This window comes from Chloroflexota bacterium, assembly GCA_014360805.1.
Taxonomy (GTDB): domain Bacteria; phylum Chloroflexota; class Anaerolineae; order DTLA01; family DTLA01; genus DTLA01.
The window spans coordinates 19,799-38,326 of sequence record JACIWU010000023.1; the positions used below are offsets into that span (position 1 = coordinate 19,799).

Annotated in this window: 19 protein-coding genes and 1 pseudogene (1 of these 20 running past the window's edge); 13 read left to right on the top strand and 7 right to left on the bottom strand. The window is 65.9% G+C overall.

Annotation, left to right across the window (positions count from 1 at the left end; all coding sequences use genetic code 11):
- The 5 genes and pseudogenes from H5T65_05725 to H5T65_05745 all read left to right on the top strand — a co-directional run.
- A pseudogene (locus H5T65_05725) lies at positions 1-1,150 on the top strand (AAA family ATPase); it begins 122 nt to the left of the window's first position.
- Positions 1,151-1,170: 20 nt separating this feature from the next.
- Entirely contained in the window at positions 1,171-2,472 is a 1,302-nt protein-coding gene (locus H5T65_05730) for a CpaF family protein (GenBank protein ID MBC7258726.1), read from the top strand.
- Between the two features lie 2 nt (positions 2,473-2,474).
- Complete coding sequence (locus H5T65_05735; GenBank protein ID MBC7258727.1) at positions 2,475-3,371, top strand: hypothetical protein; 897 nt, start codon at positions 2,475-2,477, stop codon at positions 3,369-3,371.
- A complete protein-coding gene (locus H5T65_05740) occupies positions 3,372-4,226 on the top strand; it encodes a hypothetical protein (GenBank protein ID MBC7258728.1) in 855 nt (284 codons plus the stop codon). It abuts the gene before it with no gap.
- 24 nt (positions 4,227-4,250) lie between these two features.
- A complete protein-coding gene (locus tag H5T65_05745) occupies positions 4,251-4,706 on the top strand; it encodes a hypothetical protein (protein ID MBC7258729.1) in 456 nt (151 codons plus the stop codon).
- A 215-nt stretch (positions 4,707-4,921) separates the two neighbouring features.
- Here the strand turns inward: H5T65_05745 and H5T65_05750 are convergent, their stop codons facing one another.
- The gene (locus H5T65_05750; protein ID MBC7258730.1) at positions 4,922-6,295 is read right to left on the bottom strand and encodes a hypothetical protein; all 1,374 of its coding nucleotides are present in this window, start codon (positions 6,293-6,295) and stop codon (positions 4,922-4,924) included.
- Positions 6,296-6,834: 539 nt separating this feature from the next.
- On the opposite strand from H5T65_05750, the gene H5T65_05755 reads away from it, so the two are divergent.
- Genes H5T65_05755 through H5T65_05785 form a run of 7 tightly spaced genes read left to right on the top strand, consistent with a single transcriptional unit; the run spans position 6,835 to position 10,900 of the window.
- Positions 6,835-7,404, top strand: coding sequence for a hypothetical protein (locus H5T65_05755; protein MBC7258731.1), 570 nt, complete (start codon positions 6,835-6,837; stop codon positions 7,402-7,404).
- Positions 7,401-8,396: a WD40 repeat domain-containing protein gene (locus H5T65_05760; GenBank protein MBC7258732.1), complete on the top strand. Its 996-nt coding sequence runs from the start codon at positions 7,401-7,403 to the stop codon at positions 8,394-8,396. The genes H5T65_05755 and H5T65_05760 overlap by 4 nt, the downstream gene beginning before the upstream one ends.
- Positions 8,397-8,399: 3 nt before the next feature.
- Positions 8,400-9,437, top strand: coding sequence for a hypothetical protein (locus tag H5T65_05765; GenBank protein ID MBC7258733.1), 1,038 nt, complete (start codon positions 8,400-8,402; stop codon positions 9,435-9,437).
- A gap of 3 nt (positions 9,438-9,440) precedes the next feature.
- A complete protein-coding gene (locus tag H5T65_05770; protein MBC7258734.1) occupies positions 9,441-9,890 on the top strand; it encodes a prepilin peptidase in 450 nt (149 codons plus the stop codon).
- A 16-nt stretch (positions 9,891-9,906) separates the two neighbouring features.
- Complete coding sequence (locus H5T65_05775) at positions 9,907-10,062, top strand: Flp family type IVb pilin (protein ID MBC7258735.1); 156 nt, start codon at positions 9,907-9,909, stop codon at positions 10,060-10,062.
- An 11-nt stretch (positions 10,063-10,073) separates the two neighbouring features.
- A complete protein-coding gene (locus H5T65_05780; protein MBC7258736.1) occupies positions 10,074-10,463 on the top strand; it encodes a pilus assembly protein in 390 nt (129 codons plus the stop codon).
- The gene (locus tag H5T65_05785) at positions 10,463-10,900 is read left to right on the top strand and encodes a hypothetical protein (protein MBC7258737.1); all 438 of its coding nucleotides are present in this window, start codon (positions 10,463-10,465) and stop codon (positions 10,898-10,900) included. Before H5T65_05780 ends, H5T65_05785 begins: the two co-directional genes overlap by 1 nt.
- 114 nt (positions 10,901-11,014) lie before the next feature.
- Here the strand turns inward: H5T65_05785 and H5T65_05790 are convergent, their stop codons facing one another.
- The 4 genes from H5T65_05790 to H5T65_05805 are packed head-to-tail and all read right to left on the bottom strand — an operon-like array spanning position 11,015 to position 16,275.
- On the bottom strand, positions 11,015-14,110 hold the full coding sequence (locus H5T65_05790; protein MBC7258738.1) for a DNA polymerase III subunit alpha: 3,096 nt from the start codon (positions 14,108-14,110) through the stop codon (positions 11,015-11,017).
- A complete protein-coding gene (locus H5T65_05795) occupies positions 14,107-14,361 on the bottom strand; it encodes a hypothetical protein (GenBank protein MBC7258739.1) in 255 nt (84 codons plus the stop codon). Before H5T65_05795 ends, H5T65_05790 begins: the two co-directional genes overlap by 4 nt.
- Complete coding sequence (locus H5T65_05800) at positions 14,358-15,524, bottom strand: DNA polymerase Y family protein (protein MBC7258740.1); 1,167 nt, start codon at positions 15,522-15,524, stop codon at positions 14,358-14,360. The genes H5T65_05795 and H5T65_05800 overlap by 4 nt, the downstream gene beginning before the upstream one ends.
- Positions 15,517-16,275: a hypothetical protein gene (locus H5T65_05805; GenBank protein MBC7258741.1), complete on the bottom strand. Its 759-nt coding sequence runs from the start codon at positions 16,273-16,275 to the stop codon at positions 15,517-15,519. Before H5T65_05805 ends, H5T65_05800 begins: the two co-directional genes overlap by 8 nt.
- A gap of 168 nt (positions 16,276-16,443) precedes the next feature.
- Between H5T65_05805 and H5T65_05810 the strand changes: the two genes are divergently transcribed.
- Positions 16,444-16,608: a hypothetical protein gene (locus H5T65_05810; GenBank protein MBC7258742.1), complete on the top strand. Its 165-nt coding sequence runs from the start codon at positions 16,444-16,446 to the stop codon at positions 16,606-16,608.
- 194 nt (positions 16,609-16,802) lie between these two features.
- Here H5T65_05810 and H5T65_05815 read toward each other — a convergent pair whose 3' ends face one another.
- Complete coding sequence (locus tag H5T65_05815; GenBank protein MBC7258743.1) at positions 16,803-17,741, bottom strand: nucleotidyl transferase AbiEii/AbiGii toxin family protein; 939 nt, start codon at positions 17,739-17,741, stop codon at positions 16,803-16,805.
- Entirely contained in the window at positions 17,738-18,346 is a 609-nt protein-coding gene (locus H5T65_05820; protein ID MBC7258744.1) for a type IV toxin-antitoxin system AbiEi family antitoxin domain-containing protein, read from the bottom strand. Before H5T65_05820 ends, H5T65_05815 begins: the two co-directional genes overlap by 4 nt.
- Positions 18,347-18,528: the final 182 nt, after the last annotated feature.

Here is an 18,528-nt window from a genome sequence, read left to right on the forward strand (position 1 = left end):
TGCGCCGACGGGGGATGTGCTGCGTCAGAACCTTGTGGATGTCCAGCCGGAGGTTGCGATTGTGGATGCCGAACTCGTGGGCGATGTGGGCGAGCGCGAGTTTCTCACCCTGCTTGGAACCCTGAAGAAGACGGCGGCCATTGTTCTGCTGCCTGTGCAGTGGCAACAGATGGCGGCGCGGCTGCAAGCCCACGATCGGGTGTGGGACGTTGCGGTCAAGCCGGTCTCTCCAGCGCGCGTGGTGGAGCGGGCGATTGAGATCGGCCTGGCCGAGCGGGAACGGCGGCGGGAACTGGAGCCCGGGGCGGCGTATCTGGAGGGGCTACCGCACCGTGGCCCTACGGTGGCCGGGCAGAAGGTGATTGCGGTCGGCGGGTTCAAGGGGGGCCCGGGCAAGACGACCATCGCCGTGAACCTGTGGTATCAACTGTGCCGCACGGTGGGGCCGTCGCTGCTGATGGGATTTGATACCCCTGACGACCTGCGGGTGCAACTGGGGCGGGAGCCGCGGCCCAACATGCTCACGTTCTTTCGGCGGCCTGGGGCAGAGGGGTTCGCCCACTCGTTGCAGCAGCACAACGGGTTTGATGTCCTTCTGGCGCCGGATGATGCGGTGGAGGCGGCCAAGGTTACGCCGGAGATGATCCGCGAACTGATTTTGACCGCCCGGGACCGCGACTATCCTGCCATCCTCATGGACGTCCCTCCGACTTTCTCGGATGCCGCCATTGAACCGCTGCTCCGGTGCAACCTGCTCCTGCTGGTGGTAGAGCCCGACTACGCCAACCTGAGCAAGGCGATAGAGGGACTGAGGTTGGTTACCGGGGCCTTTGACGAGCGCAACCGCATCTCGCGGGACAAAGTTCGCTTGGTGGTGAACAAGATGACGCCTGTAGCGCGGTTGTCGGTGCGGGACATGGAGGGGGTGTTTCGGCGAGGGTTGGACGGCTGGTGTCCGCCGGTGGTTGGGGTGGTGCCGTACGATGAATGGGTGCGGGAGGAGCAGGTGGACTACCGGCTGCCGATTGTGCGCGGTGGGCCGTTTGCCGAGGGGATTGCGCGGCTAGCCCAGGCGCTAATCCCGCTGCCCGAACGCGGCAAGGCAGGCCGTCGGCGCGCGTGGCGCCTGCCGCGCATCCAGGTGGGATGACAGCGAAATGGGGAGATGGCATGAGTAATCGTGCGTTGTTGAACCGCGTGCGTGCCGAGCGGGTGGCCGTGCCCGCGCTGTCTGGGCAGGCGCAGGACGAGTTGACGGAGGCCGTTCGCGTGGCCGTTACCGGCGAGTTCCTGCCCGAGGAGATCTTGGCCCCAGACGAGGCCACACGGGGGCGCATTCGGGAGCGGATACGGTTTCACGTGAGCGAGGGGGCGGAGCAGGCGGGGCTGGGCCTGAGCGCGGCACAGGAGAACGCCGTGGCCCTCCAGGTGGAACGCGTGCTGTTGGGGTGGGGATTCTTGGAGGAGTTCCTACCACCGGCGCGGGACGACCTCACCGAGATCGCGCTGTGTCCGGACGGGGTATTGTACCTGAAGGTCAAGGGGGACGCACGATTCCGTCGCGTGGAGGGGTTTGATCCCCCATCTCCTGGGGAAGTGCGGCGGGTGATCCAGGCGATACTCGGGCCGCTTGGCCGGCGAGCGACAGAGGCCGAGCCGATCGTGTCGGCGCGGCTGCCGCGGACAGAACGGATGCCTGCGGGGGCGCGGGTGCATGTGGTGCTGCCGCCGATTGTGAACGGGCGGGGGTACCCTGCGCTGAACGTGCGGCTGTTTGAGGAGTCGCCGATCACGCCCGAGCGATTGCTGTCGTGGGGGGCGCTGAACGAGGAGATGATGGGTTTCCTGCGCCAGGTCATCGGGGCGCGCTGCAGCGTTCTGATCGCCGGCGGCACGGGGACGGGGAAGACGACGCTGTTGAACATGGTGTCGGAATTCATCCCGCGGGATGACCGAGTGGTGAGCATTGAGGACACCCAGGAGTTGCGGCTGAACGTGCCGCATTGGGTCGCGATGGAGACGCGGGCGCCGTCCATAGAGGGGAAGTATGGGGTCGGGGCGCTAGATCTGGTGAACGCCGCGCTGCGGATGACGCCGGATTGGATCATCGTGGGGGAAGTGCGGGCTGGGGATGTGGCGGCCGGGTTGCTGCAGACGCAGATATCGGGCCACGCGGGGTTGTCCACGATCCACGCCCGCTCACCATGGGAGGCGGTGCAGACGTTGATTCTGCGGTGCCTGCAGAGCGGACAGTTTCCGAAGGTAGAAGCGATCAAGGTGCTGATTGCGCTGGCAGTGGACGTGATGGTGCAGTTGGAGTGGGATGCGACGGGCGTCCGCCGTGTGAGCCGCATCGCGCAGGTGGAGCGAGATCTCAAGGGTGGGGACGTGCGGCTGACCGATCTGTTCCGGTGGAATCCGCACGCAGGGGAGCCGACCTGGGAGCGTATCGGCGAGTATACGAGGGGGTAGGGATGCCTTCACCGTTGCCTGCTGCGATTCTGATCACACTCACAACTCTGGTGGCGCTGTACACCTTGCTCCTGCGCCCTGGCGTCGTGCGTTTGCAACGGGTGCGGCAGTGGGAGCAGATCTCGGGACAGGTCCGTGAGGGGGACATTGCGCCCAGCAAGGCTTTGGAGGAACGGCTCCAGGCTGCCGGGTGGAACCTGTCCGGCGGGGAGTTTCTGGTGTTGATGACCAGCCTGGGTATGGGGGTGTTCGTGGTGGCGTTGGGTATGGGCGTTCCGTGGCTGGTCGCAGCGGCTCTGGGGTGTTGGGCGGCGACGCTTCCTCGGAGTCGGCTGGCAGCGCGCGAGCGCGCCCGGTGGCTTGCGGTGGACAGGGAACTGCCGGGGGCGCTGTCGCTGTTGGTTGGCAACCTGCGCGTGCAACCCGACCTGGCGGAGGCGCTGCGGTTGACGGCAGCGACGCTCCAGGCTGGCGGGCAGCCCCACTTGGCAGGGGAGTTCCTGCGCACCGCAGCCGAGATGCGGGCGCTTGGCGCGGAGGCTGCCCTGCGATCTCTGGAGGGTCGCTCGCCATCGCCATCGCTGGGCCTGGTGGCCGGCGCGTTGCGGCTGTACGTCCAGGTGGGCGGGGACTTCATTCCGGTGCTGGAGAAGAAGGGGGGCACGATTCGCGACCTGATTGCGACTCGGGAAGAGGCGCGGACATCGGCAGCAGATGCGTTGCTGGCGGGCAAGGCGATCCCTGTGCTCCTTGTGATGGTTACCATGGGACTCCTTCGCGACCCCACGTTCGGCACCTTCTACCGTTCTCTGCTCGGGCAGTTCGTTCTGTTGCTCTGTGGGGCGGCGATGGTGTTGGGGTATGGGGCGATGAAGTCCATGGTGGAGGAGGTAGCGTAGATGGCGATCTTGGCCGCGTTCCTGGTGGCAGCATTCCTTGTGGCAGTCCTGTACGAGATGCTCCCGGTCGCCGCGTCGGTGCGTGTGGAGCAGTATGAGACAGTGGCGGGGCTGCGGCAATTGGCGCAGGGGGGACTTCCGTTCTGGCGGATGGTGCTTGTCCCCTTTGCCCGCTTGGGGAGACACCTGCCCAGCAGCCTGGCGGTGGACGCAAGGAGGCAGTTGTACTGGGCGCACCGGGTCGGAGCCTGGTTGGGTTGGGATGAAGCCAGCTTTGTGGGGCTGCGCCTGGCGGGGGCGGTGGTAGGGTTCTTGTTCACGGCGTCGCGGCCGATCGGGATCACGGTGGCCGGCACATTTCTCGGCTGGTGGTTGCCAGGGATGATGCTGGCGGGCCGGGCGCGGCGAGTGGAGCGGGCCTTTCGCCGGGAACTTCCGGACATTGCTCTTTGGCTGTCCATGCTGGTAGTGGCAGGGCTGTCGGTGGAGCAGGCGCTGGAGCGGATTGCAGCGCAGCAGGGATTGGTGGCCGGGTGGTTGGCGGAGGGTTTGGCGCAGGCACGTGGGCAGCGGCGGATGGAGGTGCTGTTGCGACGCGCGGAAGAGACGGGGCTGGTGGAACTGGTGGCCTTCATGGCCCAGTTGGGGGAGATGGAAAGGGTGGGAACGGGTGTGGAGAACCTGCTGGACGGCCTGGCGCGGGATTTGTCCACGGCGTATCGCGCGGAGGCGCTGCGGCGGGCGAAAGTGGTGGGGTCGGAGTTGATCTTGCCGATCCTGGCCTTCTACCTGATGCCATATCTGGTGACCCTCGCGGCGCCAATGGTGGCGTCCATGTTGAGTCTGTTTCAATGAAAGCACAACACAAGGAGGAAACTCATGAGAAAGACTGTATCCGTACTGATCTTGGTCGCAGCCATACTGATGGGAAGCGTCGTCCCCGCCGGGGCGCAGGCGCCCATGTGGGTCGTGTCAGGCCGCGTGTTTCTGGACGGGAATCACAATGGAGTGTGGGATGCAGGGGAAGGGCCTGTGGATGCGGATGGCCCGGTTGTGGTCATCGCGGGTCGGTATCGCGCGGAGGTCTCGGCGGACGGCACGTATCAGTTGAGCGTGCCTAGGGGAACGTATCGCGTTCGCGTGTCCGTAGTTGGGCGAGGCCGACTGGTCGCCACGACCGCGCCGTTTGTGGTGGTGTCGATGCCACCGGACCGACGGGGGGTCAACTTCGGGTTCGCGAGCGAGGGTTCGGGGAAGTTGGTAGTGCGCATGCTGCCAAAGGTGGCACGGCCGAAGGTGGAAGTGCCGCGCGAGCCCGGGCCGGCGAGGCCCTAGGGTGTAGGGAGGGTACCGGACTCCCGGGAGGATGGAGTCCGGTACCGGAAACTTTCGGAGGATGTGATGGGCTCGGGATTGTGGAAGGCGCTTGCATGGGGACTGGCTGCGATGCTGGCTTGGCAGGCCGCGTCTGTAGGTGGGTCATATCCAAGCGACGTGTCGGTGGCGACGGAAGGGGTTGTGAACAACGCCACGGATTGCACCGTGCTGTTCTACTTCTGGGACGTGGTAGCGGGGGATTGGGCGGGGTCCAAGGCCGCGGGCCCATGGGAGAGCACATCACTGGACGGCATCCCTGTGCAGCAAGACAAAGACGGATACTGGCGGGTGGACGTGTACCGTTGCGCGCCGACCCGGGCGATACAGGCGCGGGTGGGGAGTCTGTGGGTGGAATCCAACGGGATGAACGTGGCGATCACGAACCGGGCGTGCTGCAGTGGGGCGACGAGCACGCCATCGCCCACGGAGACGCCGCAGCCCACTCCGACAGCCACGGCGACGCGCACGGCCACTCCGACAGCCACGGCGACTCCGAGCGCCACCCCGACTGAGACGACGACGCCCACGCCGACGCATACAGCGACGGCAACCCGCACGGCCATTCCTACAGCCACGGCGACGCGCACGGCCACTCGGATCAACACGGCGATTCCGAGCGCCACACCGACCGAGACGCCGACGCATACGCCAACGGCGACGGCAACCCGCACGGCCACTCCGATAGCCACGGTTACTCGGAGCGCAACCCCTACGGAGACGGCGACGCCTACGCCAACGCCTACGCCAACGGCGACGGCAACCCGCACGGCCACTCCGACAGCCACGGCGACGCGCACGGCTACTCGGACCAACACGGCGACCCTGAGTGCCACACCGACCGGTACGCCGCCCCCCACGCCAACGCATACGCCGACAGCGACGCGCACGGCCACTCGGACCAACACGGCGACCCTGAGTGCCACACCGACCGGTACGCCGCCGACCACGCCAACGCATACGCCGACAGCGACGCGCACGCCCACTCGGACCAGCACGGCCACTCCGAGCGCCACACCGACCGAGACGCCGCTGCCCACTCGGACGAACACGGCCACTGCGAGCGCCACTCCGACCGAGACGACGACGCCTACGCCAACGCATACGCCGACGGCGACGCGCACGGCCACTCGGGCCAACACAGCGACTCCAAGCGCCACACGGACCGGTACGCCGACGCCCACGCCGACGCATACGCCGACAGCACCCGACACGGCCACTCCGACAGCCACGGCGACGCGCACGGCTACTCGGACCAACACGGCGACTCCGAGCGCCACCCCGACCGAGACGCCGACGCCCACGCCGACGACGACGAATGAGGCGAGCCCAACGGGCACGGCAACCCTAACGAGGACGGCATCGCCGACACGCCGTCCAACGGAAACGCCCACAAGGACGGCGACTTTCTCGCCGACAGCCAGCTCAACGCCAACATGCACAGCAACTGGCACTCCGACGGCTGAGGCTACCTGCACGGCGACCGCTACGCCGACGCCCAGTGCCACCTGGACCGAAGCACCGACGGCGACATCCACCAGAACGGCCACTCATATGCCGAGCCCAACGCGGGCATGGACTGCCCAGCCGACTGCGACCGAGATTGCGTCGGAGACGGCAACACCCACGGCGACACCATCTCGCACGGCCGACCCAACGGCCACTCCATCGCCCTGGATTGGGCCCGTGCGTGTGCCCACTGTGACCTCCACGGCAACTGCGATCTGCACCGCGACGGCCACGCCATCAGAGTCGCAACTGCCGCCAACGGGTACCGTAGGGCCAACGCCGACCTCGTGCACGCTCATGTGCCCGCCGTGTCCCACGGCAACGCCGCAGATCTGCGTCTGTCCTCCATGCCCGACTCCATCGGTGGTGGCAGTGCCTACCGAGCCCCCTGTGCGTGTTGCCTCGCGCACAGCACAAGATGCGCGGGGGCCCGTCTGTATTCCCTGGCCCCTGCTGGCTCTCTTCGTGCTGTTCACGTTCAACCGGATACGAGGCGCGCTCCATGAGCGGAACCGTGTGCTTTCGCGATTGGCGAAGAAGGCTGCGCGCCTGCGAGCCTATCTTGAGGAGGAAACCTGGGATGAATGACTGGAACACGAGCCTGTTGATCGGAACTGTACTGAGCCTAATGGCGCTTTGCGTGATCATCGCGTGGGTGGGGGAGCGGATTCGGAATGCGATCCGCGAAGGGACTCTTGAGGCTCGGGCGCGCGGCGTCAAACGCTTAGCGCTGCTGCGCGATGCTATCGCCTTGAAGCGGGCGGACATTGTGGCGAAGTTGCCTGTGCACGACGGGAACTACGTCCAGAAGTTGAACCAGTTGGCGTTGGATGCCACGGGCGAGGATCAAGGAATGGATCAGGTGATTCGGATGGGGAATGCGCCTTGCCCCTATCTGGTTGGCCTGGGCGAGGGGTTTCAGGAGTGCGTCTTCGCGCTGGATGGGGAGGCGATGGTCAAGGCGGGCCTGGTGCCCAGGCGGGTGAGGTGGCATGCGGTGGATGCGGTGTCGGGCGACCTGTTCGCAGTGGAGACGCTGGAGGCCATCTATCGCCATCTGGCCGCGCGATACGGCGTCACGGACTTGGCGATTCCACATCGCATGGCGTGGTACGTGGCGATTGTGCCACCGAAGGAGGGGCGGCGATGAGACGGATCCGCATCCGGCACTTAATCCTCCTGCTTCTGCTAGGGACAGCGGTTTGGCTTGGGTATCGTGCGCTGCGCCAGCAGATGGTGCGAGCCCCCGAGGAGACTGGCGCTTCCTGGGAGCAGATCTTCGCCCGTCCGGTGCGATCGCTGGCGGTGTTGGGAGATTCACTCGTGCTAGGCACGTATCAAGGCAGCAGCATCCTCCAAGCCGACGGGAGGCTGGTGCACCTGGCCGCCGAACCCGCGGGGTCAGATTCCCCCTGGGCCGGTGCTGTCTTCGCGCTGGCTGTGGATGGCAAGAGGCGCAGGGTCTACGAAGGCCGGGATCAGGCCTACGAAGTGGGCATGCTTGACCTGCGCGAAGGCATGTGGCAGCCACTGCCCCGGTTCGGAGACTCACAGCGCTGGACGGTGTGGTCGCTGGCCGTTGGAGACGCCTTGTACGCAGGCACAGGGAAGGGGGTATGGATGCACCCGTCGGAGCCGGAGGGAGGTTGGCAACTCATCGGGCCTCCTGCTGGCCGCGCGCGGCTGCCTGTGTTCAGCCTGCTGTACACGGAGGAGGGATTGTACGTCGGGACATTTGACGGGGTTTGGCTGTACGCCGAGGGCGAGTGGCACCACCTGGTCGACGGGCCGCGTGCCAAGGTGCTGGCGCTAACGGGATTCACCTGGAAGGGACGACGAATGCTAGCGGCGGGGACAGGCGATGGCCTGTTCCTCCAGGCGGATGCTGACCCCTGGCAACGGGTGGAAGGCAAGTACGCAGGCGATCCAGTGGTGTATAGCCTCGTCTTTGACGAACGGGATGGGGCACTCTTTGCGGGAACGGCCGATGGTGTTGTGCGGCTGGATGTTGCTTCCGGCGAGGGCCCAATGCGTTGGGAGAAGGTCGGTCTGTCGGGGCCCGTCATGGCACTGGCCTGGCATGATGGCGCGCTGTTTGCGGGTGGCGATGGCGGGGTGTTTGTGTGGAGGGAGAGGAGGTAGGACATGGGGCATTCAAGAACGAGAGTGGCCGCCGTGCTTGCGCTGTTTTGCGCAGCATGCTTGGCCTGGTTGAGTTCCACGCCCGCGCCGCCGGCAGCCGAGGCTGGGGCGCTATGTTCAGGCGCGGAATCCTTCGGGTGCGATGTGGGTGGAGGGTCTGGGTTCGCCCTGCGGGTCGTGGTGCGCGACGCTGATGGTAACGCGGTCTCGGGCGCGTGGTGTCGCTGGACGCAGGTGCAGTGCAACGGGTCAGGGTGCGCGGAGCAGTCGCGTTCGGGGCAGACCGACGCCGACGGAGTCTGGGCCACGGATCACTGCGTGGACTGCTCGCGGTCGTGGACGGTTCTGGTGGAGAAGCGTTGGGAATTTGACGGGTACTCGGCGACGTTTGGCGCAGGGGCAGCCGCGAACGGTGGCACTTGCACCCTCAACGTGCGGCTAACCCGCGTGCCCACGCCGACGCCGGAGCGTCCGCCCCAGCCTTCGCCGGCCCCGCCATCGGTTCAGAGCCGACCGCCGGATGTGCAGTTGTATTACCGGCCTTTGCACCCGCTGGTGGTGGGGCAAGATCGCGAGCGGCGGGGTGTGGACATCTGTATGCGCGCGGTTTCGTATCCGGTGGTGCGCACAACGTACGCGGTGGAATGGGACGATGCCGGTGGGCAATGGGTGCAAGTGGCGCATAAGGAGATTGTCCCCGATCCCGTAGACGTGGAGGCGATTCTCATCCGCGCTGAGTTGAGCGAGGCATCGCAGCAGTGGGTTCGGGATATGCTGGCGTGGCGATATCCGGGGATTCAAGTGCGCCATCCTCGGTGGAATGTGGCGCCTGCCGAGGGGTGGAAGGTCGTGGAGCGGCTGGAGGCGGACAAGCGGTATGTGGTGGAGGGGTGCAACGAGGGGCTTCCGGTGGAAGATCCTGGCGTCTACCGCGTGGTGGCGGTTGTTGCCACGCGGGGCACGGTGTGGAGCGCCCCGGTACGCAGGAGTGGGGAGATCACGTTGGCCGTAGCGTTTCTCGGCGTGAGCCTGGTAGAGTGAGCGATGGACGTTTCGGTGCGGATTGGCATCAGCACATGGCTGCTCGTCGTATCGCTGGTGGACCTGCGCACACGGCGCATCCCGAACGCGCTTGTGCTGCCGGTGCTTGCAGTTGCTCTGGTCTCGCGATTGGTGCAGGGCAACTGGCTGGTGGCCGCTGTCTGTGTGGGGCTTTACCTTCTATGGCTGACTGGGCTCCTCGGCGGGGCTGGCGACGCCAAACTGCTTATGGCGCTGGTTGCGCTTTTCCCTGCGACGGAGTTCGTGCTGATCCTAGGCGCGGTTGTGTTGGTGGTGACGCTGCCGTGGACGGCGGTGCGGTACCGTCGACGCTGGGGCGAGTTCTTTCGCAGTCTCCGCCCGACTGAGGAGCGCTTGGAGCGGGAAGGAGTCCCCTTCGCGTGGGTGTACAGTATCGGGACGTTGATCTACATGTGGACAAGCCTATCTTGAATGGGAGGAGAGGACAATGAAGAGGTTCTTGGCGGATCAAAGAGGCATTGAAGCCACGGAGTTGGCGGCGATCATCGCCCTGTTCGTGGTGATCGTGGTGGTCGCGTTCGGCGCGTTCGGGAGTCGGCTGAGCGCGTTCATCGGCAGCCTGGCCGGACGGCTAGGATTCTAGCGGGAGGGTGTATGAGGCGATTCCTGCGAGAGCAGCGAGGGGTGGAGACGGTGGAGGCGGCTGTCACACTGCCGTTGATGGTGTTGATTCTGCTGACGATTGTGGAGTTCGGCTGGGCGGTGTATGCCCAGCAGGTGGCGCAGGAGGCCGCGCGGCATGGCGTGCGCATGGGTGTTGTGTCCCAGGGGGATGCCGCCGGCGCAGCGATGTCGGCTGCCTCCAGTTACGCTGCAAGCGGCGCACTGCAAGGGGCGCAGGTCAGTGTTCTTGCGCCCGGAGGAGTGGTTGGCACAACGCTCCGTGTGCGAGTGCGGTATGACGTGCCGCACTTCCTGGGGTTCATGGGTCTGCCGCCGCTGGTGGTCACAGGCGAGGCGGAAGGGAAGCAGGAGGGATGGTGATGCGCTTCCTGCGTGGCCGGCGCGGATACTCCCTGACATGGGCTGCGGCGTTCCTGGCGATCCTGCTCGTTCCGCTGCTCCTGCTGGGCATTGAGATTGGCCGATGGGGGCATGCGCGCGGAGAGTTGTACAAGGCGGCGGACCTTGCAGCGCTGGCTGCCGCGCAAGAGGTGGACGTCGCACATTTCCGCGAGACTGGAGAGGTGCTGTTGCTCCCATCGGCCCTGGAGGTGGCCCGGCGGTACGTCTCGGCCAACACGGGTTACCTCGCGCGGAACGGCATCGCCGCGCATGTTGCTGGCATTGCGGTGAATCAGGCGCTGCGCCAGGTGGAAGTGGCGGTCGTCGCAGACATCTCCGGCCTGTTTCCGGCATGGGCGCCGCGCGTGGTCATCCGTGGGCGCGGCACGGCGGAGGTGAGGGGAATGGTGAGGTGATGACGATCGGCCCGCTGCCTTGAGATGCGCTCAAACCCCTCGTCGGGAAGACCCCGCTTGGCTCAATTCCCTCGCCGTCCGCGCTTCGTGCTACGCCTCCGTGCCCCTCTGACTTCAGGTGGTCACGTTGGGGAGCCAAGGCTGGCTTGGCCGCAAGGTTGCGTCGTTGCGCCAAGGGAGTCCCGGCCCCACCCCCTCCGCCAGCACGTTGACCGCGCTGGCGGAGCGTTGTACCGTGCCGTCCACCACGAGCACCAGGCTGTCGGCCCAGGCGGCGCGGTGAGCCTGGAACACATCGGGCCGCACGATGACGTTGATGAGGCCCCACTCGTCCTCCAGCGTCAGGAACACGAACCCCTTGGCCGTGGGCGGGGCCTGGCGCACGACGACCATCCCGGCCACACGAACGCGGCTCCCCTCCGGCATGCGCTCCAGGTCGCGGCTCGTGAGCACCCCCGCGCCGCTCAGCCGTTCGCGGAACAGTTCCATCAAATGCCCCTCCGCGGATAGCCCCGTGATGCCATACTCTGCCAACATATCCTCTGCCCGCGTCATGGGCTCCAGCGCCACGCCATCGGCGGCCAGTGGCATGGGCAACGCCTCCTCCCGGTAGCGCAGCCGTCCCAGTTCCCACAGGAGCGCCCGGCGGTCGGGGTTCCACTCGTCCATTCCGCCGGCCAGGATAAGGTTCTCCACCAGTTTGCGAGGCAGGCGGGTTCGACGGCAGAAGTCGGCCAGGGTTGCGAACGCACCCTCCCGCCGCGCCTGGAGCACCCGCGCGATGGCAGCCTCGCCCAGACCGCCCACGTACACGAGCCCCAACCGAATGGCCCCGCCCTCCACGGTGCAGCGGTCGGCGCTTCGGTTCACGTGGACCGGGAGCACGCGCACCCCATGCCGCCTGGCATCGCCGATGAGGACGCGAGGCGGGTAGAACCCCATGGGCTGGTTGTTGAGCAGAGCGCAGTAGAACTCGGCGGGGTAGTGGGCGCGGAGGTACAACGTGTCGTAGGCGGTCTTGGCGAAGGCCGCGGCGTGGCTCTTGCAGAAGCCGTACGAGGCAAACCCCGCCAGTTGGGCGAACACCGCCTCGGCGGTCTCCTGGGGCACGCCCTGGCTCAGCGCGCCCTGGACGAACCGCTCGCGGAAGGCCGCCATCTCCTCGTCGGAGCGGTGGCGGGACATGGCGCGGCGCAAGAGGTCCGCCTCGCCCGCGGAGAACCGCCCCATGGCCATCGCCACCTTGATCACCTGCTCCTGGAACACGATCACCCCCAGCGTCTCCTCCAGGATGGGCTTCAACATGGGGTGGGCATAGGTTACCGGCTCCAGGCCCTGCCTGCGGCGGAAGAAGGGATGCACCATGTTGCCCTGGAGCGGCCCGGGGCGGATGATGGCGACCTCCACCACGAGATCACGGAAGGTGCGCGGCTTCATCTTGACCAGCGCCTGCTGTTGGGCGCGGGACTCCACCTGGAACGCCCCGATGGTGTCGGCGCGTTGGAGCGCGTCGTACACTGCGGGGTCATCCAGGGGCAGCGCGTCCAGGTCCACGCGAACCCCGCGGTGCTGCTCCGCCAGGCGCAGGCACTCGTCTATGGCTGACAGGGTGCGCAGAGACAGGATGTCCAGTTTGATGAGGCCGGCGTCCTCCAGGCTGTCCTTGTCCCACTGGATGACGACACGGCCCGACATGGTGGCTCGTTCCAGGGGCACGATCTCGTCCAGCGGCCTGGCGGTGATGCACATCCCACCCACATGGATGCTCAAGTGGCGGGGCAGGCCGTGAATCTGCCGACACAGCGCCTGGAACTCCTGCCAGATGCCGGAAGAGACGCCTTCGGGCGGGGGCGGTGTAACGGCATATCCCCAATGCCCGCGCATGGACCTGGCGATCCGGTCCAGCAGGTCGGGCGGAAACCCCAACGCCTTGCCCACATCGCGCGCGGCCGAGCGCTCCTGGTAGGTAACGTAGGTGCACACCATCCCGACGTGGGACTCGCCGTAGTGCTCGTAGATGTGCTGGATGACCTCCTCCCGGCGGCGGGCGCAGAAGTCCAGGTCAATGTCGGGCATGACGCGGGTCTCTGGGCTGAGGAATCGCTCAAAGAGCAGGTCATGCTCCAGGGGGTCCACGTGGGTGATGCCCAGGAGGTACGCCACGATGGAGTTGGCCGCCGAACCGCGCCCCCGAACCAGGATGCCCCGATCCCTGGCAAACCGCACGATGTCCCACACCAGGAGGAAGTACCCGGCGAGGCGGGTCTGGCGGATCACCTGGAGTTCGTGGGCCAGTTGCCGTTCGGCTTGGCCCCGGTTGTGTAGGTAGCGGACAGGGAGCGCCGCGCGGCAGAGGTCGGCCAGGCGGGCGTCTGGGTCGGCGTGGTCGGGCTGAGGGGGCAGGGCATCGCGGCGGAAGTCCAGGGCCACGCGGCACCGCTCGGCGATTTCCAGCGTATGGGCCAGGGCTTCGGGATAGGCGGCGAACCGCGCGGCCATCTCGGCGGGCGATTGGAGAAAGTACTCGGAGTTGGGGCGCAGGTACGGCTGGGCTTCCTCCAGCGGCAGGTTGTGGCGAACCGCGACGAGGACGTCGTGCAGGCGGTGGCCGTCGCGGGTGGCGTAGTGGACGTTGTGGGTGGCGACGAGGGGGAGATGGAGCGTCGCGGCCAGTTCCGCCAGGTCGGCGTTCACCCCGTCGTCTTCGCGGTGCAGGTGGTGCTGGAGTTCCACGTACAGGTTGCGAGGGCCGAAGAGCGCCTTGAGGGTTCGGAGCGCCGTCAAGGCCTTGTCCCTGTCGCCCGCAAGAAGGAGCGACGGAACCCGCCCGTTGCGGCAACCGGTGAAGGCGATCAGCCCTTCGGTGCGGCCTCGGAGCCAGGGGAGTTTCAACCTCGCCTGGCCCTTGCTCCCGCCCAACTGCGCCTTGCTGATGAGGGCACACAGGTTGGCCCATCCGGTGCGGTTCTCGGCCAGGAGCACCAGGTGGCTGCCGCCTTCCAGGGTAACCTCAGCGCCGAAGACCGGATGGATGCCGTGCTCCTGTGCCGCCACGGAGAACCGCACCGCGCCGTACAGCCCGTCGTGGTCGGTGAGGGCCAGGGCGGGGATTCCCAGTTTGGCGGCCCGCTCCACCAGGGCTTCGGGCGTGGAGGCTCCATCCAGCAGCGAGAAGCACGAGTGGCAGTGGAGCTCGGCATACGGGCTCATTCGTAAATCCTTTCCAGGTACCACGCGCCGCTCAAGAGGTCGTGGAACAGTACGCACAGGAGGCCGGTATCGGTGGTAACCTCCCAGTAGTCGCGCCAGACCTCGGCTCCCGTCCACCAGAGGGTGTGAATGCGCCAGCGGGCGCTCACATGCTGCACGCGGTGCCTGCGACGGTTCCAGCGGAAGGCAGCAGGCGCATCGCCAGACGCCTGCATGTCCACGGCTTGACCGTGGGGCCAGAAGGGCGTCATGGGTCTACCTCCTCCAGGGCGTAGCGGTCGCGAAGGAGAAGGGCCCCCGGCGACCGGACACAGGCCCGCACCACACACCCCGGCGAATGCTTCTGCGCCAGTTTCCGAAGGGTTTCCTCAAGGCGGGTGCGCCCCTCGGCGTGGGCGAACAGGTTCAATTGCCTGCCCACCGTAGGTTCAAGCCCCGCGAACTTGAGGGAGACCGACGCGATGCCATCCCCATCGCCACCTAGACCGGCCAGGAGACCTTGCAACAGCGAGTGCAGTTTGCTTGGCCCCACGGCTTCGCCTACCCATGCAGTGCGTTCCCAGGTTTCGCCCTTGTCCAGGCGGGCCTGCAATGTAACCCGGCGCACGGCCAGCCCGCTCTTGCCCAGGCGGGCCAGGGCCTTCTGGCTTGCCGCGAGCAAGGCTTGCGCCAGCGGCTCCCGCCCCGTTTCCGGGATGTCAAAGTCCAGGTTCACCTCCACCACCTCGCGGCGTTGGCCGGACAGTGGACGGTTGTCCATGCCCCTGGCCCATTGGTGAGCCTCCAGCGCATCGGGGCCGAACTGCTCGGCAACGGAGGTGGCAGGCAAACGGGCGAACGCTCCGATGGTGCGAATGCCCAGCAGGTGGAGCCTGCGCACGGTGTCCTCCGCCAACGGCAGTTCCGCGACCGGGAACGGCGACAAGAACGCGCGGTCGGCCTGCTCCACCACGCCGACGCCGGATTCCGCGGTCTTGGCGGCAAGCCAGGCGGCGAAACGGGAACCGGCCACCCCAATGCGAGCCGGCATCTGCGAGGCGTGCTCCACTTCCTGCCGCACGGCTTGGCACCATGCCTCCTCGCTCCCATACAACCCTGCCATGCCGCTCGCATCCAGGTAGGCCAGGCCCCATCGGGCCTCTTCCACGGCAGGGGAGTGCAGGGCCAGGGCGTCCAGGACACGCTCCCAAAGGGCCTGGCATCGGGCGCGGTCCAGGGGCACCACCCGCGCATCGGGACATCGGGCCAGCGCTTTGGATATCCTCTCGCCGACCTGAACCCCCAAGGCCGCGGCGTCAGGGCTGGCGTCCAGCACCTGGGCGCCTTCTACCACGAGAAGGGGCCGGGCGTCGCCGGTTTCTCCCATCGCCTGGGCGATGAAGTGGGGAATCCAGACGCACCCCAGTCTAGTCATCGCCGGTTTGAATGCCATTGGCATAGCGCACCTGAATCAAGGCCGATCGGCCGGAAGGGCCGAACCGATTCTTGAGCACGGCAACGCTGGACGTGAACCCCACCACGCGGTTCCTGCGGTACAGCCAATTCCGGCGCTGGAACTGGAGGCGCACGCTGGCGAAGAAGGGGAGGGTCAGGCCGGAAGGGTACGCGTCCGCAGAGGACACTTCGGTCAAGACGATCAAGGCACAAAGGGCGCGGCTCAAGACGGGATTCCATTCGCGGAGCGCGATGTCCAGGGCGTTCTCCTCGCCGGGCAGGAGGTCGGCGACGGTGTCCACGACGAGGGCGCCGATGCCCCCGCCTCGGAGCAGGTCGCCGGTCATGGCAAGGGCGTGGGCGAAGTCCCAGGGACGCAGGATGGTGAGAGCGTCAAAGCGGACGCCGCAGCGGGCGAGGAAGTCCAGGTCCACCATGTGGGCAATGTCCACCCAGGCGACCTGTTGGCCGAGTCGTTGGGCTTGGGCCAGGGTCTTGGCAGCGAGGGTCGCCTGCCCGGCAGTGCCCGAGGCAATGAGTTCGGTGATGCGGCCCCTGGGGAGCCCGCCGATGCCGAGGAGTTGGTCCACGGTGCGGAAGCCTGTGGGCAGGGCAGGCGGATCGGGAACGACGGCGGATTCCTTTGCGGTGCGGATGGCCGTCGGCCCCCAGCGCTGTTGGATGGTGGAGAGGGTCTGTTGCAGTTTCCTGCTGCGGCGTGTCCTGGCCATAGAGCACCTACCCAAGGGTATGATATAGAACAAACGTTCCATTGTCAAATTGGGTGCGGGTGTCCATGCAAGGGATCGGCGTGCGGGAACTGAAGGCTCGGGCATCGGAAATCGTCCGCGCGGTGCGGGATCGCCGCGCCCGTCCTGGTGACCTACCGGGGCAGGCCGGTGGCTGTGCTCCTGCCTCTCGGAGAGACCAGTCGCAGCGAAGCGCCTACGGCCAACGCCCGCAAGACCGCGTGGAAGGAACTGGTAGACCTCAGACAGCAGATCGGCCAGGGGTGGCAATCGGCCATGACGGGGGTTGAGATCCTGTCTGAGATACGGCGGTAGGGGGCGGACATGGCGGCCTAGCTGCGCGCTGCCCGAACGAGGCATGTAGGACAGGTGGCGTGTAAACTGCTCTGTGATCTACTCCGGCGTTATTTCGCCGACAAACCGCCGATCATTCGCCGATAAGCGATAGCGGCGCGCCTTTCGCGATGGGTCAGCCACCTCCAGCCACCCGTCGGCCAGCCAAGAGGCGATCAATCCTCGGACGGTCGACCTTGCCCATCCTGCTGGGAACGCCAAGGGCCGCCAGCAGGCCACTGGCTGTTGAAGATCCGCTCCTGCGAAAGCGCTTCCAGCACTGGGCCGAGAAATGCTGCGATCACTTGGATAGTTTCGCCAAGCGTGCGAGGCGCATCCTGGATTCGTGTGCGCCGAAGAAACGCGGTCCACTGTGCCTGTTTGTCCAGATCTCCAGAGAACTTCGCGCCGAATGCGATGGGAGCCTCGGGTATGGCCGTGCGCCGTTGCTGAAACGTGCTCGCGATCGCATCCGCGAGAGTAGTCCCCTGGAAATCAAATCGGGAGGCCAACAGCCAGATATCGTAGAAATCCTTCATCCGGCTGTTGATGGCGCCTCTGTGGACCATGGCGTGGAGTTTCTCGGCGATGGCGCTCTCACGGCTGTACCCCAACATCTCGGGCGCTGGGAGGTCCAGTACCGTCGGAAGTTGGACGAGCGTTGGGCCCGGCACGAGTGGATCCCCAAAGCCGACGTCAATCTGCACAGGGATGCGGACTGTGCCGAGGTATGCTGCGAAGCGTACACGCACTCCCTGATACCGGCCCGCTTCGAGAATGGTTTCTCCGGTGGCGCTTTCGGCATCAAAATGCAGTCCATCGTCTGGGGCTGGCTCGGCGCCGATCTCCCGAATAGCGGCGAGAACACTCTCAACGGAGTTGTCCAGCCGTCCCAGCAGGTCGATGTCGTGGGTGGGTCGCGAGAATGGTGAATGCCAAACGGTGAACATCAAAGCGCCTTTCAGCACAAATCGCTGGCGATGGGCAGAGCGCCCCAGACGGTAGAGGAATCGCTCCAACGCGAAGTACTGCAGCAGCTCGTTGAAAGGGCGAGACTCGGCCTTGGCGCGATTCAGCAGGCGTTGGTGAATGGATGCAGGCACATTTCGGGTCATAGCAGTGCCTCCAGGTAGGGTGTGATCACCTTCTCGACCCTGCAGATGCGGGCGAAATGTAGAAGTCTGGTGATGTCTGCTGCGCCGCTTCGGCAATAGAGCGTCAGGGATTCAATGGCGATGTCTAGCCCCACTTTTCTGCGGTACTTGAAGGCATCGGCCACGCTTTTCTCTGGTCCGTAGATGCGAACGGGCGTCTCATCAATCTGATGGATCTGGACACCCTCGCTCCACGCAGGCCCTGAGAACCAAAAGATGCGCAGGGGAGGATGTTCCAGCCGGGGGCGCTCCGAGCGGTTTTGCAGGGCAACATCCACCACATGGGGTACCTGAGTCGTGAGTTCGTGAAACGCCAGGGCGGACACCAGGCAGATCACGGCCTGCGGAACCCTGAGTGCTACGGTCACTAGGTCTGGGTTGGATAGGGGAGGGAGGTCGGCCAGCCGATAGAGGCCCCGGCTGAGGCGTACGAGCAGGCCTGCGTCGTACATTGCGTACAAGGTGCGCGGGTGCAGGCCTAGGCGGAGTGCCTCGGATGTGCGCAGGATGCCACCGTGCTGGCGAAACAGGGCGGCCGAGTTCTCGAAGGTGGTACGCTCGTCCATCGTTGCTCGCTTTGGATAGAAGTCTCTGTAGTTGTCAATATGTACAGGTAATATTATCCAATCTGCAGATTCTGTCAAATGCACGATTGTGCACTGGGTATACCGACGTAGTTCAGTCAACGAAATCCCACAGCGCGTGTGATATTTACATAACACTCCTCTCGCCCTTTTGACAACTGCCC

Bases quoted from the DNA above. Each gene is read 5' to 3' on its own strand.
- H5T65_05730 (MBC7258726.1), top strand. From the start codon at position 1,171: ATGAGTAATCGTGCGTTGTTGAACCGCGTGCGTGCCGAGCGGGTGGCC.
- H5T65_05735 (MBC7258727.1), top strand. From the start codon at position 2,475: ATGCCTTCACCGTTGCCTGCTGCGATTCTGATCACACTCACAACTCTG.
- H5T65_05740 (MBC7258728.1), top strand. From the start codon at position 3,372: ATGGCGATCTTGGCCGCGTTCCTGGTGGCAGCATTCCTTGTGGCAGTC.
- H5T65_05745 (MBC7258729.1), top strand. From the start codon at position 4,251: ATGAGAAAGACTGTATCCGTACTGATCTTGGTCGCAGCCATACTGATG.
- H5T65_05755 (MBC7258731.1), top strand. From the start codon at position 6,835: ATGAATGACTGGAACACGAGCCTGTTGATCGGAACTGTACTGAGCCTA.
- H5T65_05760 (MBC7258732.1), top strand. From the start codon at position 7,401: ATGAGACGGATCCGCATCCGGCACTTAATCCTCCTGCTTCTGCTAGGG.
- H5T65_05765 (MBC7258733.1), top strand. From the start codon at position 8,400: ATGGGGCATTCAAGAACGAGAGTGGCCGCCGTGCTTGCGCTGTTTTGC.
- H5T65_05770 (MBC7258734.1), top strand. From the start codon at position 9,441: ATGGACGTTTCGGTGCGGATTGGCATCAGCACATGGCTGCTCGTCGTA.
- H5T65_05775 (MBC7258735.1), top strand. From the start codon at position 9,907: ATGAAGAGGTTCTTGGCGGATCAAAGAGGCATTGAAGCCACGGAGTTG.
- H5T65_05780 (MBC7258736.1), top strand. From the start codon at position 10,074: ATGAGGCGATTCCTGCGAGAGCAGCGAGGGGTGGAGACGGTGGAGGCG.
- H5T65_05785 (MBC7258737.1), top strand. From the start codon at position 10,463: ATGCGCTTCCTGCGTGGCCGGCGCGGATACTCCCTGACATGGGCTGCG.
- H5T65_05790 (MBC7258738.1), bottom strand. From the start codon at position 14,110: ATGAGCCCGTATGCCGAGCTCCACTGCCACTCGTGCTTCTCGCTGCTG.
- H5T65_05795 (MBC7258739.1), bottom strand. From the start codon at position 14,361: ATGACGCCCTTCTGGCCCCACGGTCAAGCCGTGGACATGCAGGCGTCT.
- H5T65_05800 (MBC7258740.1), bottom strand. From the start codon at position 15,524: ATGACTAGACTGGGGTGCGTCTGGATTCCCCACTTCATCGCCCAGGCG.
- H5T65_05805 (MBC7258741.1), bottom strand. From the start codon at position 16,275: ATGGCCAGGACACGCCGCAGCAGGAAACTGCAACAGACCCTCTCCACC.
- H5T65_05815 (MBC7258743.1), bottom strand. From the start codon at position 17,741: ATGACCCGAAATGTGCCTGCATCCATTCACCAACGCCTGCTGAATCGC.
- H5T65_05820 (MBC7258744.1), bottom strand. From the start codon at position 18,346: ATGGACGAGCGTACCACCTTCGAGAACTCGGCCGCCCTGTTTCGCCAG.